The organism is Pseudomonas marincola, from assembly GCF_900682675.2.
Taxonomy (GTDB): Bacteria; Pseudomonadota; Gammaproteobacteria; order Pseudomonadales; family Pseudomonadaceae; genus Aquipseudomonas; species Aquipseudomonas marincola.
In genome coordinates, this window is the sequence record NZ_LR215729.2 from 1,831,952 (window position 1) to 1,848,214 (window position 16,263).

14 protein-coding genes are annotated in these 16,263 nt (G+C 57.3%); 4 read left to right on the forward strand and 10 right to left on the reverse strand.

Going from position 1 to position 16,263, the window contains the following annotated elements:
- Nucleotides 1-7: 7 nt before the first annotated feature.
- The 5 genes from PMYSY11_RS08675 to PMYSY11_RS08695 all read right to left on the reverse strand — a co-directional run bounded on the left by PMYSY11_RS08675 (nucleotide 8) and on the right by PMYSY11_RS08695 (nucleotide 5,347).
- Complete coding sequence (locus tag PMYSY11_RS08675; RefSeq protein WP_239655556.1) at nucleotides 8-415, reverse strand: hypothetical protein; 408 nt, start codon at nucleotides 413-415, stop codon at nucleotides 8-10.
- Nucleotides 402-1,496 (reverse strand): polymorphic toxin type 44 domain-containing protein, encoded by a 1,095-nt coding sequence (locus PMYSY11_RS08680; protein WP_150548911.1) that lies wholly within the window; start codon nucleotides 1,494-1,496, stop codon nucleotides 402-404. The genes PMYSY11_RS08675 and PMYSY11_RS08680 overlap by 14 nt, the downstream gene beginning before the upstream one ends.
- A gap of 414 nt (nucleotides 1,497-1,910) precedes the next feature.
- Complete coding sequence (locus PMYSY11_RS08685) at nucleotides 1,911-3,089, reverse strand: vWA domain-containing protein (protein WP_150548912.1); 1,179 nt, start codon at nucleotides 3,087-3,089, stop codon at nucleotides 1,911-1,913.
- Between the two features lie 187 nt (nucleotides 3,090-3,276).
- Nucleotides 3,277-4,122 (reverse strand): AAA family ATPase, encoded by an 846-nt coding sequence (locus tag PMYSY11_RS08690; protein ID WP_069901828.1) that lies wholly within the window; start codon nucleotides 4,120-4,122, stop codon nucleotides 3,277-3,279.
- Nucleotides 4,123-4,282: 160 nt separating this feature from the next.
- A complete protein-coding gene (locus PMYSY11_RS08695) occupies nucleotides 4,283-5,347 on the reverse strand; it encodes a DUF748 domain-containing protein (protein WP_069901829.1) in 1,065 nt (354 codons plus the stop codon).
- Between the two features lie 120 nt (nucleotides 5,348-5,467).
- Here PMYSY11_RS08695 and cysK point away from each other — a divergent pair, with 120 nt between their 5' ends.
- Entirely contained in the window at nucleotides 5,468-6,442 is a 975-nt protein-coding gene (gene cysK / locus PMYSY11_RS08700) for a cysteine synthase A (protein ID WP_090510518.1), read from the forward strand.
- Nucleotides 6,443-6,503: 61 nt separating this feature from the next.
- Here the strand turns inward: cysK and PMYSY11_RS08705 are convergent, their stop codons facing one another.
- Nucleotides 6,504-7,412 carry a DMT family transporter gene (locus tag PMYSY11_RS08705; protein ID WP_150548913.1) on the reverse strand — a complete coding sequence of 303 codons (909 nt, stop codon included), beginning with the start codon at nucleotides 7,410-7,412 and terminating at the stop codon, nucleotides 6,504-6,506.
- A 176-nt stretch (nucleotides 7,413-7,588) separates the two neighbouring features.
- On the opposite strand from PMYSY11_RS08705, the gene aceK reads away from it, so the two are divergent.
- The 3 genes from aceK (at nucleotide 7,589) to PMYSY11_RS21985 (ending at nucleotide 11,643) form a co-directional block, all read left to right on the forward strand.
- A complete protein-coding gene (gene aceK / locus PMYSY11_RS08710; RefSeq protein WP_150548914.1) occupies nucleotides 7,589-9,301 on the forward strand; it encodes a bifunctional isocitrate dehydrogenase kinase/phosphatase in 1,713 nt (570 codons plus the stop codon).
- 50 nt (nucleotides 9,302-9,351) lie between these two features.
- A complete protein-coding gene (locus PMYSY11_RS08715; RefSeq protein ID WP_239655557.1) occupies nucleotides 9,352-11,388 on the forward strand; it encodes a TonB-dependent receptor family protein in 2,037 nt (678 codons plus the stop codon).
- Nucleotides 11,389-11,508: 120 nt separating this feature from the next.
- Nucleotides 11,509-11,643, forward strand: a complete 135-nt coding sequence (locus tag PMYSY11_RS21985; protein WP_256547039.1) for a PA1414 family protein — start codon at nucleotides 11,509-11,511, stop codon at nucleotides 11,641-11,643.
- 36 nt (nucleotides 11,644-11,679) lie between these two features.
- Here PMYSY11_RS21985 and PMYSY11_RS08720 read toward each other — a convergent pair whose 3' ends face one another.
- The 4 genes from PMYSY11_RS08720 to PMYSY11_RS08735 all read right to left on the reverse strand — a co-directional run bounded on the left by PMYSY11_RS08720 (nucleotide 11,680) and on the right by PMYSY11_RS08735 (nucleotide 16,206).
- Entirely contained in the window at nucleotides 11,680-12,402 is a 723-nt protein-coding gene (locus tag PMYSY11_RS08720; RefSeq protein WP_150548915.1) for an MBL fold metallo-hydrolase, read from the reverse strand.
- Between the two features lie 74 nt (nucleotides 12,403-12,476).
- Entirely contained in the window at nucleotides 12,477-13,817 is a 1,341-nt protein-coding gene (locus tag PMYSY11_RS08725; RefSeq protein ID WP_150548916.1) for a purine-cytosine permease family protein, read from the reverse strand.
- A gap of 190 nt (nucleotides 13,818-14,007) precedes the next feature.
- Nucleotides 14,008-15,393, reverse strand: coding sequence for a sodium:solute symporter family protein (locus tag PMYSY11_RS08730; protein WP_069901835.1), 1,386 nt, complete (start codon nucleotides 15,391-15,393; stop codon nucleotides 14,008-14,010).
- A 90-nt stretch (nucleotides 15,394-15,483) separates the two neighbouring features.
- Entirely contained in the window at nucleotides 15,484-16,206 is a 723-nt protein-coding gene (locus PMYSY11_RS08735; RefSeq protein ID WP_150548917.1) for a class II aldolase/adducin family protein, read from the reverse strand.
- Nucleotides 16,207-16,263: the final 57 nt, after the last annotated feature.

Consider the following 16,263-nt stretch of genomic DNA (forward strand, 5'->3'; position numbering starts at 1 on the left):
CTGTGGACTACATATCTGCTGACATGTAGGCGCATCTGTGGAGTCGGTCAGCGTCGGTGTCTTTGCTGTAGTCAATATCGGCATTCTTGTCGAGGTAGATAACCGTATTTGGCCACTTTGGGGTGACGCTGACACAGTGAGTGCGCCCTCCATTAGGCTGCCACCATATAAACTCGACGTAGTAATCCTCGTCCCTGACGATATCCAATAGTTCGATGGTATAGCCGCCAGGGTAGATCGCACTGTCGTATGTTCGTCTGTTGTCTTCCCAAACGAATCGAAGTTCTTTTGGTGCATCTTCTGCGTAGTGGACGCTGACGCGTGGCATCACCAGCGATCCGTAGCGCATACAAACAAATGCAACCACTAGCCACATCCACCAGCGTATGCGCCACTTGCGTTTACTTGCACTCATGCTTTTGTACACCGCCTCCCCAATCTTCGATAGGCACCGCAAGCACTTCGGCCTTGATCATTTCTCCGGTCACGCCGCCTTTGGGGTACAGCCGCGCCAACTTCATGCCGATGCCAACCGAGATTCTGTCCGGTACATCATCGAATGCTCGCATGCCCTCGCTCAAGTCCCCTGAAATTGTCGGCCCCTCCATCTTGCCTGTGGTATCGCCCAGCCACCGAACAGTGTCCGAACCAACCTGCTCTACACCTGCCGCATCCAGTAGCACCGCTTCCGGCACTCCGGCGATCACGCCGACGTAACCGTAATGCACGTTGGACCATATGTCGTAGTAGTAATCGTAATCACCCTGTTTATGCCACACATCGTCAAATATTCTGCGCAACACAGCCTTGTGATCCCACACCTGATCCTGCCCGACCTTGCCCATCCAGATCGCCGCCGCTCGGGTCTTTTTGCCCAGTGCGATGCCGAAGAAGTTCGGCGTTGGGCCGAGCTGTAGATACAGCGGCAGTTCTCTGTACTCGCGCTGTTTTGCCAGCGGGTCGTAGCTGTTCAACTCCTGCATTTCGAGCACTGCCGGGTCGTGGATATTCTTGTTCATTTCGCCGGCAATGTAAGTCGCCAGCTCGTTCATCTGATCAGGGTCGGTGCAGGCTTTGGGTGTCGGTGCGTTCGGGTCGACCAGCGCTCCGGCAGCGACCGCCTTGGCGAGCAGGTTCGGGTCGCTGATCAGGTCGGCCATTATCGACTCAGACACGCTGCCGTCCGGGCCGATGGCCCCCATTTTCTGGAAGTCGACGATTGGCCCCATGATCACACCGCCGCCGACATTTTCCGAACCGCTGATGATCATGCCGCCGTGGCTGGTCGGGCTGCCCAAATAGGCCATTGGCCGACCGTTGACCATGATCGTCGGGAAGCCCGCGATGATCACGGCTCCGCACCCACAGGCATCGCCGACTCGCGCCGACCCCATGCCGTTGATTACCACGTTGCCGCTGGCTGAATTTATGGCCGTGGTGCCATGCCCGGGAAGCGGGCAAACGTGGCTGTCGCCCTTACGCGCCGAAGGGATCATCTATCCACCTCATTTCATCCGTGAAAAGTAGCGCTGGCCGTCGCAAACAATGTCGTTGAACGAGCCTTGGGGCGTTTTGCCTGGCGAAGTCCTTTCGCGCAAATATCTATGAAATTTGCAGATGCCTGGCGTGTTCGTTACGGCTTGCGGACAGTGTTTTGTCCACGCAAAGTCGCACAGCGATTGACGTCCGGTAAAGGAAATAAGTTTGTAGGAAACGGCCTGCGCGGGGCGGGGAAGGAGTGCTGGAGGTCGCTTAGTCTGGCGGGAGACGAGCGGCTAGTGGGGGCGAGAATCAGTTGATGCGGTATCACCACGACGGTTTTGGTGATTTATGTCCGGACAATGAATTTGTGCGTTAGCAAAGGCGGGCGTGAGCGAATTGCGCCGCATTGCGGCGCAATCCATCAAGGTTTATTTAGACAAGAACTTCATGCCGTCTTCCAGACCCTGCAATGTCAGCGGGTACATCTGGTCTTCGATCAGTTCGCGGACGATATTGGTCGAAGCCGTATAGCCCCAGGTGTCTTTCGGATACGGGTTGATCCAGATGAGCTTCTTGTATTTGTCCATGAAGCGGCGAATCCACACGTGTCCGGCTTCCTCGTTCCAGTGCTCCACGCTGCCACCCGCCTGAGTGATTTCGTAGGGCGCCATTGCTGCATCGCCGACGAACACGACCTTGTAGTCGGCGCCGTACTTATGCAGTAAATCCTGGGTGGAGAAGCGTTCCGAGGTGCGGCGCAGGTTGTTCTTCCACACCGATTCGTACACGCAGTTATGGAAGTAATAATACTCCATGTGCTTGAACTCGGTCTTGCAGGCGGAGAACAGTTCTTCACAGACCTTTACGTGCGCATCCATCGAACCGCCAATATCAAACAGGATCAGCAGTTTGACCGTGTTGCGGCGCTCCGGGCGCATCTGGATGTTGAGCAAGCCACCGTCTTTTGCGGTGTGGTCGATGGTGCCGTCGAGATCGAGTTCGTCTTCGGCGCCTTGGCGGGCGAATTTACGCAAGCGGCGCAGGGCGACCTTGATGTTGCGTGTGCCCAGTTCGACCTGATCATCGAGGTTCTTGTACTCGCGCTGATCCCAGACCTTGGCCGCTTTACCCTGGCGCTTGCCCGCGTCGCCGACACGAATGCCTTCCGGGTTGAAACCGCCCGAGCCGAACGGGCTGGTGCCGCCGGTGCCGATCCACTTGTTGCCGCCGGCGTGGCGTTCTTTCTGCTCTTCGAGACGTTTTTTGAATTCTTCGATCAGTTTGTCGAGGCCGCCGAGTGATTCGATCTTGGCGCGCTCTTCTTCAGACAGCGAGCGTTCAAACTCCTTGCGCAGCCACTCATCGGGGATTAGCGCCTCGATGTGCTGATTAAGGTTTTGCAGGCCGTTGAAGTAGGCGCCAAATGCGCGGTCGAACTTGTCGAAATGGCGCTCGTCTTTCACCAGAATGGTTCGCGACAGGTAATAAAACTCGTCCATGTCGGCGAACACCACGTTGTGCTTCAGCGCGTTGATCAGGTCGAGCAACTCCCGCACCGAGACCGGCACTTTAGCTGCACGCATTTCATTGAACAGGTTGAGCAGCATGGCTGCACCCTCGTTATTCGTTGGTTGCAGAGCGCGGCCAATGAGGCCAGCCGTGCTCTTTCATCGCGCAAGGCAGGGCTTGCGAGCGTCAATCAGGCATGTCGGAATGCGCTGGTGGCGCGCCATTCACAGCAGAGAAGGCGCACACTGCGTCAAACGCCAGCGCCGCATGCCCGACAATCGCTAATTATCGAGAGCCGCGACGGCTCATGAAGGCCAGGCGTTCGAGCAGTTGCACGTCTTGCTCGTTCTTGACCAGCGCCCCAGCCAACGGCGGAATGGCCTTGGTCGGATCGCGCTCGCGCAGAACCGCTTCACCAATGTTGTCGGCCATTAGCAGCTTCAACCAGTCGACCAGTTCTGAGGTCGAGGGCTTCTTCTTCAGACCTGGCACTTTACGCACGTCGAAGAACACATCCAGCGCTTCAGCAACCAGATCTTTCTTGATGTCGGGGTAGTGCACATCAACGATCTTTTGCAGGGTCGTGCGATCCGGGAAGGCGATGTAGTGGAAGAAGCAGCGGCGCAGGAACGCGTCCGGCAGCTCTTTCTCGTTGTTCGAGGTAATGATGATGATCGGTCGCTGAACTGCCTTGATCGTCTCGTTGGTCTCGTAAACGTAGAACTCCATCTTGTCGAGTTCTTGCAGCAGGTCGTTAGGGAACTCGATGTCGGCCTTGTCGATCTCGTCGATCAGCAGAATCACTCGCTCTTCAGACTCAAACGCTTCCCAGAGCTTGCCTTTCTTGATGTAGTTGCGCACATCGTGAACTTTGTCCGAGTCGAGCTGTGAGTCACGCAGGCGGCTGACCGCATCGTATTCGTAGAGGCCCTGATGGGCTTTAGTGGTCGATTTGATGTGCCAGGTAATCAGCTTGGCACCAAAGGACTCCGCCAACTGCTCGGCGAGCATGGTCTTGCCGGTGCCGGGTTCGCCTTTGACCAGCAGCGGGCGCTGCAAAGTGATCGCTGCGTTTACTGCCAGCTTAAGGTCGTCTGTGGCGACATAGGACTGAGTGCCTTCGAATTTCATCAATAAATCCTCGAACCGAACGCCCGGGCTAAGCACCTCGGGTCAAATAGGTAAAAAACTACTATACCGCGCAGGCCGGTCGACTGTGAACGTAGACGGGGCATTCAGTCACTGAATGGCGAGTCACGCCAGCAATGTACCCGCCTCGGCGGGCACGGGTTTACTCGCTTGTGGAGTCAAACCGATTGCTGAAGGCTTTAACGAAGGCATTGCGCAGAATGGCCTTGAATGCCTGCCATTGGCTGACGTCGTAGGCGTTGAGGTCGCCGGCCAGCTCGATGCGTGTGGCGAATTGATCTTTTTGGTGGTTTTTCAGCAGCCATCCACCGCTGCCGACCAACGCTTCCCAAATGCCGGTGAGAATATTTTTGTCCTTGGCTTCAACATCCTGCTTCCAGTCGAAAATTTCCATATCCCGAAGCAATGGTTTGGCGTAGCCATCGAGCTTGCCTTTGCGCGCCTTAATTTCCATGACGAAATCCCCGTGACCTTTTACAAAGTCAAACTCGGCATAGGTGCGGGTGAAGTCGTTGAGCCGCTTGAGTTGAATGTCGGTGATGCGCAGCTTCAAGTCGAAGTCATCGAGTTTGCCCAGCGGGTTGAGCTTGGCGCTGGTCTCGAGCGGTGCGTCGCCGAGCACGTTTGCCGTGGCCTGGAAACTGGCGGGCAGCAACTCCTTGCTGTTGCGGGTGTTGCTCAGGTTTAGCAAGGTTGCGTTGACCTGAGTGGCTTCGAGGTCAACATTGGGTTTCGAGGTGAAATTGCGGAAGGCCAGCGTGCCTTGCTCCACACGCACCTCGTTAAGGGTGATGGGCAGTAACGCTTTGAGTTGCTCACGCCAGTCGACGCCTTCACCGGTTTGCGAGGCTTCAGCATTGCCGCCGTCAACAAAGTTCAGCCGGGGTTGTTCAAACACCACGCTGGCGACAATTGCATGCTCATGCCAGAGCGCGCTCCAGCTCACCGATAAATCAATCGCCGGCGCGTCGAGTAACGGCACCGGTACCTTGCCGTTGACCTTGTTGATCTTCAGCTCATTAATCCGGTAGGCGCCACGCCATAGCGCGAGGTCTACGTCGGTGACATGGCCACGGTAGTCGCCCATGTCAGCCATCTGTTTATTGAGGTAGTCACGCACCAGAGACGGCAGGGCAATATGCAGCACCACCAGTGCTATGACCAGCGTTAGGATAATCCCGGACGGAATAGCGAAACGTTTTCTCATAGTTATGTGACTAAGGTTATGGCAATAAGTTTTAATCATGGTCTGTGACGCACTGGACTGCCAACCCAACGCGTCATACGCTTGCAGGCTAACCGGCAACGCACGCACAAGGAATTCGTTATGAGCCGTATCTATGCAGACAACGCCCAGGCCATCGGCAATACGCCGCTGGTGATGATCAATCGTCTGGGCCCTAAAGGCGTCACCATTCTGGCCAAGATCGAGGGCCGCAACCCGGCGTACTCAGTAAAGTGCCGCATTGGTGCCAACATGATCTGGGATGCTGAAGCGCGTGGCGTGCTCAAGCCGGGTATGACTATTGTAGAACCAACTTCCGGAAACACCGGGATTGGCCTGGCCTTCGTGGCCGCAGCGCGTGGTTATAAATTGCTGCTGACCATGCCGGCGTCGATGAGCCTTGAGCGGCGCAAAGTGCTCAAGGCGCTGGGCGCGGAGTTGGTGCTCACCGAGCCTGCCAAGGGCATGAAGGGCGCGATTGAAAAAGCCAGCGAGATTGCAGGCTCCGATCCAGCGCAATACTTTTTGCCGCAGCAGTTCGAGAACCCGGCCAACCCGGCGATTCACGAGAAAACCACCGGGCCGGAAATCTGGAACGACACCCAGGGCGCCATCGACGTACTGGTGTCGGGCGTTGGCACTGGCGGCACGATTACCGGTGTCTCGCGCTACATCAAAAATACCGCAGGCAAGGCGATAATCTCAGTGGCCGTAGAACCCGTCAGTTCGCCGGTTATCAGCCAGACCCTTGCCGGTGAAGAGGTGAAGCCCAGCCCGCACAAGATTCAGGGCATTGGCGCAGGTTTCGTGCCGAAGAACCTTGATTTGAGCGTGGTTGACCGGGTCGAGCAAGTAACCGATGAAGACGCCAAGGACATCGCCCTGCGACTGATGCGCGAAGAGGGCATTCTCTGCGGCATCTCCTGCGGCGCGGCCATGTCGGCAGCCATCAAGCTGGCCAACGAGCCGAACATGATGGGCAAGACCATCGTGGTGATCCTGCCGGACTCCGGCGAGCGCTACTTGTCGAGCATGCTGTTCAGCGACATGTTCAGCGAGCAGGAACTGGTGCAGTAATCACCGTTTAATCGCTGCCAATAAAGCCGCAAATCCGCGAGGGTTTGCGGCTTTTTACGTTTCAGCGCGCGGCATTATTGAGCTGGACTGTTTCGGTCGGGCGCACCACCAGCCACAAGGCCAGCGCGATCACTGCGCCGCCGTAGAGGTAAGCCCACGACAGCGGCTCGTCGAGCAGCAGCCAGCCCCAGAAAACCCCGAAAACCGGAATCAGAAATGTCGTGGTCGAGGCTTTGATCGGGCCGATGTCGGTTATCAGACGAAAGTACAGCACGTAGGCGAATGCCGTGCAGACAAAGCCCAGCCCGGCCAGAGACAGCCATTCCTGCAAGCCGCCCCACGAGGCCGGCGGCTGTACGGCCAGCGAGCCGAAGAACAGCGGCAGCAAAAACAGGCTGGCACCGCACAAGCTGCTGAATGCAGTCAGGCGATTGTCCAGGCCGCCTTGCTGGCCGATCCATTTACGCGTGAGAAACCCGGCAAAGCCGTAGCAGATAGTCGCAATCAGGCATGCACCAGCGCCCAGCAACAGGTACATGTCTACCGCGACCGGGCCGGTTTGCGTAAGCAGCCAAACACCAAATAGCCCGAGCGCAACGCCAGTGGTTTTGCTGGGCGTGAGTGCCTCGGAGAAAAACATCGCACCGATCAGCACGCCCATCAATGGCGTCAACGCATTGAAGATGGATGAGTAACCGGCGGGCAAGACCAACGCGGCCAGGCAATACATGGCCGAAGGCAGACCGGCGTTGATAACGCCGAGTACCAGGCATTGCTTGAGTTTGCCGCGAAAATCCCAGCGCACGCGCAAGATCAGCAAAATCGCCAACAAGCCAAGTGCGCCCAGGCTGGCGCGGAAGAAGGCCGTGGGCATACTGCCCAGCACCGGCGCAACAATACGCATTAACAGGAAACTGGCGCCCCAGATGGCGGCGAGCAATAGCAGTCTGAGCAAGTCGGTAATGCGCACAATAGGCTCCGGGCAGTGGCAGGCGGGAAGTGTTGCTGCGCACCGCAGCCAATGCAATACACAACTGACTTTTAAATCCGCGTGCGGGCAACTGGCAATCGATGCAGAGGCTTTCCCGTGCTAGTTTGACTGGATACGTTCACCGCCACCCAGCCTTGCACGCACTGAGGTTTTTCATGTCGCAGCAACCGCTAGCCACCGAGATCGCCGCGCAGATTTTGACCGGCTTTGATGATTATCGTGAGCATTTCCGGCAGATCACCGACGGTGCCCGCGCGCGCTTCGAGCAAGCGCTCTGGCAAGACGCGCAAAAGGCCTCGGCGGCGCGGATCAACCTGTATGAAGATAAAGTCAGCGAGTGCAGCCAGCGTCTTAAACGGCATTTCCAGCAGGGACTGACCGACGTGGAGCAGTGGCCGCTGGTCAAGCGTGCCTACATCAAGCTGATTGATCTGCGCTTTGATGATGAGTTGTCCGAGACATGGTTCAACTCGATCTTTTGCAGCCTGTTCAGCCATGACCAGATCAGCGATGGCTGCATGTTCATTCACAGCACACGGCCAGCCTTGCGCAGCCAGGAACGTGTGGCGCAAACGCGGGTGTACCAGCTCGATGGCAGCCTCGGCGAGATGCTCCAGGCAATTTTCGACGATTACTGTTTTTCGGTGGCATTCGAAGATTTACCACGGGATTTGGCGCGTCTTGAAGGCCAGTTGCGCGAGAGCCTGCCGGACTGGGTGTGCAAAGACCCGGCCTTAACCGTCGAGTTGTTCTACTCGGTGCTGTATCGCAATAAAGGTGCGTACCTGATCGGGCGCATTTACACCCATGATGAGCAATGGCCGTTGGCGATTCCGTTGCTGCACCGTGAAGGCCAGGGCATCCAGATTGACGCGCTGATTACCGACGAAGCCGATGTGTCGATCATCTTCTCGTTCACCCGCTCGTACTTCATGGTGGATGTCGCCATCCCGGCCGAGTTCATCGGCTTTCTCAAACGGATTTTGCCGGGCAAGCACATTGCCGAGCTTTACACCTCTATCGGCTTTTACAAGCACGGTAAATCAGAGTTCTATCGCGCGCTGATCAATCACCTGGCCTCGACCGATGACAAGTTCATCATGGCGCCGGGTGTGCGCGGCATGGTCATGAGCGTATTCACGCTGCCGGGCTTCAACACCGTGTTCAAGATCATCAAGGACCGTTTCTCGCACACCAAGAGCGTGTCGCGCCAGACCGTGATCGAAAAGTACCGGTTGGTTAAAAGTGTCGATCGGGTAGGGCGCATGGCCGATACCCAGGAATTTGCTGATTTCCGCTTCCCCAAAGCCAAGTTTGATGAACAGTGCTTGGCCGAACTATTGGAAGTTGCACCTTCAACCGTTGAAGTTGAAGGCGATACTGTGCTGGTGCGCCACTGTTGGACCGAGCGGCGCATGACGCCGCTCAATCTGTATGTCGAGAATGCCAGCGAGTTGCAGGTCAAGGCGGCGCTCGAGGACTACGGATTGGCGATAAAACAGCTGGCGGCGGCGAATATATTTCCGGGCGACATGTTGCTGAAAAACTTCGGCGTTACCCGTCATGGCCGTGTCGTGTTCTATGACTACGATGAAATCTGTTTTCTGACCGAAGTTAATTTCCGGCGCATTCCACCGCCGCGTTACCCTGAAGATGAAATGGCCAGCGAGCCTTGGTATTCGGTGGCGCCGATGGATGTGTTTCCGGAGGAGTTTCCGCCATTTCTGTTTGCCGATATCCAGCAGCGGCGCTTGTTCAGCAAGTTGCACGGCGAACTTTACGATGCCGAGTACTGGCAGAGCCTGCAGCAGGCGATAAACACCGGCAAAGTGATTGATGTGTTCCCTTACAGGCGTAAGACCGAATAAACCAACGCGTGTCAGCAAACCTGGCTCATCCTCCGGATACAGAGGTTTTTTTGAGATTATCCCTGGCAACAGCGGCCGGTGTGCTGCTGGGTACAAATGCGCAGCTGGCACCTGCAAGCGAGCCCGAGTCAAAGCAAACGGTCGAGATGGCGCCTCTGCTGATTGTCTCGCCCCGCATTCGCAGCAGCTGGTTGACCACGCCCGCGGCAGTCAGCGTGGTCGAGAGCAATGATGCCAGCGCCGAGAAGAGCTTTACCCTGCAAGGCCTGTTGGCTTCAGTGCCGGGCGTATTCAGCCAGAATCAATACAACCTGGCGCAAGGTTTAAGGCCGTCTATTCGCGGCTTTGGCGCGCGCGGCAACTTCGGTGTGCGCGGTGTGCGCGTGCTGGTCGATGGCGTGCCGCTGACCATGCCGGATGGCCAGACTGAACTCGACGGGCTGGATTTGGGCTTGGTCGAACGGCTGGAGGTACTGCGTGGGCCGTCTTCCGTGCTTTACGGCAACGCAGCTGGCGGGGTCTTGAATATCGAGACCCGGCAGCCGCCCGCCACGCCCTACAGTTTTTTTGATCTCAGTGCCGGCGAGTTGGGTTATCAGCGGGCGCGCGTTGAAACCGGTGGCAGTGTTGGCGATATTGGCGGGTTGCTGGCCTTTAACAGCACTCAGTCCGACGGCTACCGTGACCATGCGCGGGCCGAAACTAATAGCCTGACCGGCAAGCTGCGCTGGTACAGCGATTATGGGCGGCTGCGCATTGGCTTCAACGCCATCGACAACCGCGCCGAAGATCCGGGCGGCTTGCGGGCCAGTGAAGTTGACGCTGATCGTGGTCAGGCGGCACCGAATAACTTGCGCTACGACGCTGACGAGACCATCCGCCAGCAGCGCTTAAGTGCTGTCTGGGATGGTTTCGCGACCGGCAGCGATGAGTATCAGCTACGCAGCTACGTCGGCCAGCGTGAGTTTGGTAACCGACTGCCGTTTACCGGCGGCGGCCAAACAACCTTCGACCGTTTGTTCGCCGGGATTGGCGGTCAATACAGTCACAACAACGAGTGGCTGGGCATGGCCCATAAGATTACCGCTGGTTTCGACGTTGAAACCCAGCGTGATGATCGTCGTCGTTACGATAACCTGCTCGGCGAGCGAGGCGCTGAGACGCTCAAAGAGGACGAGAATGCCGACAGCAGCGGGATATTTGTCGAAGATCAAATCGACCTTGCACAGAATTGGCAGGCCACATTGGGCGTGCGCTACGACCGCGTGCGCTTGTCGGTCGACGACCGCTTTCTGAGTGACGGTGACGACTCCGGCTCACGCAATCTCGAGGACTGGAACTACAGCGCCGGCTTGAGCTATCAACTCGATGCCCATCAGTCGATTTACGCCAAGATCGGCACCTCATTTGAAACACCGACCATCAGCGAGCTGGCCAATCCCGCCGGCGGTGGTTTCAATCCCTCGTTGCAGCCCTCGCATGCGCTCAATCGGGAGCTGGGCCTGAAAGGTGAGTGGCAAACCTTACGTTACGATCTGGCCGTATACAGCATGAAGCTGGATGACGAACTGGTGGCTTACAGTTTGCCGGGCCAGTCGGGGCGCAACTTTTACCGCAATGCTGGTGAGTCGCACCGCGAAGGTGTGGAAATGAGCCTGAGCTGGCAGCTGGCCGATGCCTGGCGCTTGTCGGGCGCTTATACCTACAGCCGCTTTCGGTTTGATGAGTATCAGCTCGATGGCGCCGATTACAGTGACAACTCGCTGGCAGGGATTCCGCAGCAATCCCTGTTTACCGAGATTGCCTTTGAGCAGAATGATTACTACGCACGCTTGAATCTGCGGGCGTTTGACTCCATGTATGCCAATGACGCCAACACGGTCGAGGTGGCCGGCTACGCGCTCACCAACTTGCGCGCAGGCAAACGTTTCAAGGCCGGCGGGCAGCTGTGGGAGCCTTATGTTGGGGTCGATAATCTGTTTGATCGGGAGTATTACGACAACGTGCGCATCAATGATGCAAACGGCCGGTATTTCGAACCGGGCCCTGGCCGTACGGTGTATGCGGGGCTGCGTGTAACATTTTGAGTGGAGTTAGTGGCGCGCAACTGACGAACATCAAGCTTGCGCAGATTCATTCAAGGTAATCTATGCTCATAGCAAGCATGTAAACAGTGCTTTTCGTTAGTCTTGGCAGGAGGGTGTCTTATGATCGCCAAGTTGCAGAATGCTTTTCATGACCTGTTGGTGGCGTTGGGCTTGCTGGACCGCCCAAAACTTCAACCCATTCCAGTGCGCACTGATGATCCGCGTCGCCCGCGTGAGCCGCGCCGTCAGCGCTGAAATCCGCTCCACCTGCTGCAAAGCGTCAATCGCTGATCAGTGGTCCAGAAGCCACTGATCTATCATATCGCGCATCCGCTGCCCGGAAAAACTCTGAAAATGCCCGCCATGAACCGTGCGTATCGGCAGCTCCCGCAGCCGTTGCAGGCTCTTGGCGTAATCTTCGAGATTGGAATGGTAGGCATCTTCGATCAGCGGGCCGTCATAAATAATGTCGCCGCTGAACAGCGTCTGCGTTGCCGCTTCCCAGAGGCTGATACCGCCCGGTGAATGGCCTGGCGTGTGCAGCACTTGCAACACGCGATCACCCAGATCAAGCACATCACCTTCTTCAATCAAGCGTGTAGCGGGTGCTGCTCGCACGTTGTACTCGGCGTAGCACAACGGACAATCCGGGTGCGCTTCGAACATCTCGTCTCCAACAAAGTCGCTGGCCAGCGTATTGGCACCGGTTGGCGCAGCGAGAATGTCTGCTTCCGCCGGATGCACCAGGCGTTCGGCAAATTCATGATGCCCGGCAATATGGTCGAAATGGCAATGGCTGGCCACGGCCAACAGCGGTCGCTCGGTAAGCCAGGGCAATTGTTCGCGCAAGCTGACCAGCCCCGAGCCCGAGTCAATCAACACATCGCGATCACGCCCCTGCACATGCCACAGATTGCAGCGATAGAAAGGCCGCACGTACGGCTCGTGAATCAGGCTGATGCCATCGTAGCGATGCTCGACTTCGAACCATTTGTCGCGGCTGACGATTTTCATGCGGCAATTCCTTGCTGGCGGTGCAGTCGGGATCGGGCCTGAGGCGCAGTGCTCAAGCCCGATGTTGGGCGTGCTTAGGCGGTTTGCTGGCGCGGAACAAGCAACCACTTACGCACCACCACGTAGCTGCAGGCCGTGATCACGAATACCGGCAACGATGCGCCAAACGCCAACGGCGAGACCCAGCCCCAGTAATACGCCAACACGGCGCCGAGGGCATAGGCGACGAATGCCGCCGGGTTGATGCCGTTGCTGTAGTGATAGCAGCCACCGTCTTCGCGGGTCAGGTCGCTCACCGAGTACTGGCCACGATTGATCACGAAGTAATCGGCGATCAACACCGCAAATGCCGGAATGAACACGCTGCCGATAACCAACAGGAAATTCTGGAAATTATCGAGGATGCCCGGAATCTGCGAGCCGAGAATCGACAGCACACCGATGATCAGTGCGGGTTTCCAGAACGTGCTTTTCGGGCTGATGTTCAGGTAAGACAGAGTGGCGCTGTACACGCACATTACGTTGGTGGTCATCACCGAGAGGAATACCACGATAGCCGCTGGCAGACCAAAGCCGAAGCCAGACAACAGCACCGCCGGGTCGTAGGTTTGCTCGCTGCCGGTAAGGATGCTGAAACCCGAAACCGTCGCGCCAAGGCCCATGGCCAGAAGCGTTGCCGCCACATAACCGACCCAGGTGCCCGTTGCGGCAATGCCCTGGCTGCGGCAGTTACGGTTGTAGTCGGCGGCCAGCGGAATCCATGAAAACGCCGTAGCAATCACGATGTCGAATGCAACGCCGGCGGTAATGCCATTGCGCGGCTCCTCGTTCATGCTCAGCAGTTGGCTGAACTCGAAGTGCTGGTTCATCGAATAGAACACGGCAGCGGCAAGAATCAGCATGCCGACAGCGGCCCAGCGCTCTACACGTTCAATGCCCAGATGCCCGCGCAGGGCAATCAACAGTACCAGCGTTTCACAGAGGATGGTGAACAGCGCCAGGTTCGAATAACCGGTGATGTGTTCGACGGCAAAGTTCAGGCTCATGCCCGCCAGCAACGCCTGAATCCAGCTCCAGGCCAGCAGCGTCAGCAGGTTGATCAGAGAGGGCAGTTTAGCGCCCAGGTTTCCGTAGCTGCCGCGAGCCAGCACCATGGTGGTGAGGCCCGTGCGCTGGCCCATCAAGCCGACCAGCACCAATGGCAGGATGCCAATCGCAGAGCCGATCAGCACGATCATCATGGCTTGCAGAAACGGAAGGTCCGGCACCAACAGCATGCCGGTGAGAATGGTTGTGACCACCACGTTAGCGCCCAGCCACAGCGCGGTTGTGCCGCTGAAGCCGAGGCTGCGGTGGTCGGCCGAGGTCGGGGCAAGCCCATCCTGACCAAAGTGTTTAGTGAGGTTCTTGAGCACGAGGGTTACTCCCAGAGTCTTTATGATTATGGTTGTTGGGTTAAGCGTTCGTGGCAGATTTCAAAAACAGCAATCGTTGCAAGGTTCAGGTTCACGCTGGCGCGGCGAGACCTTTTTATTAGGGGTAAAACCAAAACATCGACCCAGCCGGCAAGCGGCTGAGTCGATGGTCTTATCAGTGCAGCAGCCCTTACGCGAGGCTGATGCGGCTGGTGCTGGCGCGGGTCATGAGGCTGATGGCAACAAAGCTCACGCCACCGGCAGCCAGGCTGTAGTAGATCGGTGTGTTGGCTTCGAGGCCGTCGATGTACATGAACACGCAGGCGGTCAGGCTGCCCAAGGCCATGCTGGCGATAGCGCCGGCAGTGGAGGCGTGTTTCCAGTAAATAGCGCCCAGCAGCGGGATCAACATGCCGCCAACCAACAGGTTGTAAGCCATGGTCAGCGCGCTGATTACATCGCTGACAACCAGGGCGATGGCCAATACGACGAGGCCCAGCAAGAAGGTGAAGATGCGGTTTTCATGAGCGCTCGACTCATTGCCCTTACCCTTGCGCAGCAGCGGCCAGAGGTCTTGCGCAGCAGTGGTCGATGCGGCCAGCAGGCCAGCACTTGCGGTGGACATCAGCGCAGCCAGAGCTGCTGCAATGACCAGGCCGCGTACGCCGTCCGGCAGGCTCAATTGCACGATGCTGGCGAATGCATTGTTGACGTTATCAAGGTCCGGGATCAGCACTTTCGCGGCCATGCCGATGATTGCAGCGGCCAAACCGTAAAGGACGCAGTAGATACCCGCAGCGGAGCCGGCAACCTTGGCAACTTTTTCACTGCGTGCGGTAAACACACGCTGCCAGATGTCCTGGCCAATGAAGATGCCGAAGAAGTAGATCAGGAAGTAGGTGATGATGGTGTCCCAGCCAATCGCGGTCATCGAGAAGTAGCTGGCGGGCAATTTCGCGACCAGTGCGTCCCAGCCGCCGGCATCGCTGATCGACATGGGCATGAGAATGAACACCAGGCCGATGGTCATGATCAGGAACTGAACGATATCGGTGAGGCTCAGCGACCACATGCCGCCAACGGTCGAGTAGGCCACTACGATGCCGCCGCCGATCAGAATCGACACCCAGAACGGCAGATCGAACAGAACGCCCATCACGGTACCAATGGCAATGGTCGAAATGGCACCGATCATCAGCGCGTAGATCAGCATGATTGCTGCGCTGGCGGTGCGCGCCGTGGGGCTGTAACGACGCTCAAGCACTTGGGTGACGGTAAAGATTTTCAGTTTCAACAGGGGTTTGGCGAGGAACAGGCTGATGCCGACAATCCCCAGCCCCAGTGTTGCGCAAAGCCAGAAGCCGGAAAGGCCGTAAACATAGCCAAGGCGCACGGTGCCGATGGTGGAAGCGCCGCCCAGAACAGTTGCCGCCATGGTGCCCATGTAAAAACCAGGGCCCAGATTGCGACCTGCTACCAGGTAGTCTTCGCGGGTTTTCGCACGGCGCATGCCGTAAAAGCCGAGCCCGAGCATGGCCGCGACGTACAGTAGGATTACAACGATATCTAAGGTCATTTCAGGTCACTCACTCTGATTTTTTTTATAGGCAGTGCTGGTGTTAATGCTTCGCCAAACGCATTCGCGGCCAGCGCTGTGCAGCAGGTTTTAGTTTTTGTAGTCGGGACACTCACGATCAAGCTTGCGCAGCCAGGCCTCCCATAACAGCTGGCGTTGCCCTTCAGCTCCCTGAAATTGTTCGCAGGCATGCCGGCTGAGGGCTTCAGGCATTTCGCTGACACCCTGCAGCGCCGCAGCACTGAGTTGGATTTCACAGGCTTTGTTCAGGTAATACATGACGTAAAACGCATCGGCGACACTGGCGCCAACGCTGAGTAAGCCGTGGTGCCTGAGAATCAGCGCGATATTGTTGTCGAGCGAAGCGACCAGTCGCTCGCGTTCTCCCAGATCCAGCGCAATACCTTCATAGGTGTGGTAACCCACACGCTGATGAAATTCGGCGTTGATCTGGTTGAGTTGCAACAAACCTTTATCGGCAGCCGCGACGGCCATGCCGGCCAGCGTGTGCGTGTGGATGACGCAATGGGCGTCTTCGCGGGCCATGTGCACAGCGCTGTGAATGGTAAAGCCGGCAACATTGTAATCGGCTTTGCCCTCAATAACGCGGCCGTGCATGTCGACAATAATCAGGTCACTGGCTTTGACTTCTTCGAAGAACAAACCGAATGGATTGATCAGAAAGCGCGGCTCTTCGCCGGGCAAACGCGCAGAGAAGTGGGTGTAGAGCGTGTCATCCCAGCCGAACATCGCCGCTAACCGGTAAGCGGCAGCGAGATCTCGGCGCAGGGTAGCCTCATTTGTTGTAGTCATAGGCTTGAATCCGCTTGAGCGTGTATCGGGTTGGTCGCGGCGCCCCATCACTTACCG